This window comes from Micromonospora sp. ALFpr18c (assembly GCF_008868155.1).
In the GTDB taxonomy this organism is placed as follows: Bacteria; Actinomycetota; Actinomycetes; order Mycobacteriales; family Micromonosporaceae; genus Micromonospora.
In genome coordinates this window covers 1-752 of the sequence record NZ_WBKR01000447.1, presented here as the reverse complement: position 1 = coordinate 752, position 752 = coordinate 1, and the positions used below count along the sequence as shown (strand labels likewise).

At 68.0% G+C, this 752-nt stretch carries 1 protein-coding gene; it reads left to right on the top strand.

Annotation, left to right across the window (positions count from 1 at the left end; translation table 11 throughout):
- Positions 1-6 precede the first annotated feature (6 nt).
- Positions 7-752: Clp protease N-terminal domain-containing protein (locus F8271_RS31635; protein WP_305069500.1), on the top strand; the 746-nt coding region annotated here is incomplete at its 3' end.

Sequence of the window (752 nt, the reverse complement as noted above, 5' to 3'; positions counted from 1 at the left end):
GAGGGCATGTTCGAGCGGTTCACCGACCGAGCGCGACGGGTTGTCGTCCTGGCCCAAGAAGAGGCCCGGATGCTCAACCACAACTACATCGGTACGGAACACATCCTGCTGGGCCTGATCCACGAAGGTGAAGGCGTCGCGGCAAAGGCCCTGGAGAGCCTCGGCATCTCCCTGGAGGGCGTCCGCCAGCAGGTCGAGGAGATCATCGGCCAGGGCCAGCAGGCGCCGAGCGGGCACATCCCGTTCACGCCGCGGGCCAAGAAGGTGCTGGAGCTGTCGCTGCGCGAGGCGCTGCAGCTCGGCCACAACTACATCGGCACGGAGCACATCCTGCTCGGGCTGATCCGTGAGGGCGAGGGCGTCGCCGCCCAGGTGCTGGTCAAGCTCGGCGCCGACCTCAACCGGGTCCGCCAGCAGGTGATCCAGCTGCTCTCCGGCTACCAGGGCAAGGAGCCCGCCGCCGCGGGTGCCGCGCCGGGTGAGGCCGCGCCGTCGACCAGCCTCGTGCTGGACCAGTTCGGCCGCAACCTGACCCAGGCCGCCCGCGAGGGCAAGCTCGACCCGGTCATCGGGCGCGAGAAGGAAATCGAGCGGGTCATGCAGGTGCTCTCCCGCCGTACCAAGAACAACCCGGTCCTGATCGGTGAGCCCGGCGTCGGCAAGACCGCCGTGGTGGAGGGACTTTCCCAGAAGATCATCAAGGGCGAGGTGCCCGAGACTCTCAAGGACAAGCAGCTCTACACGCTCGACCT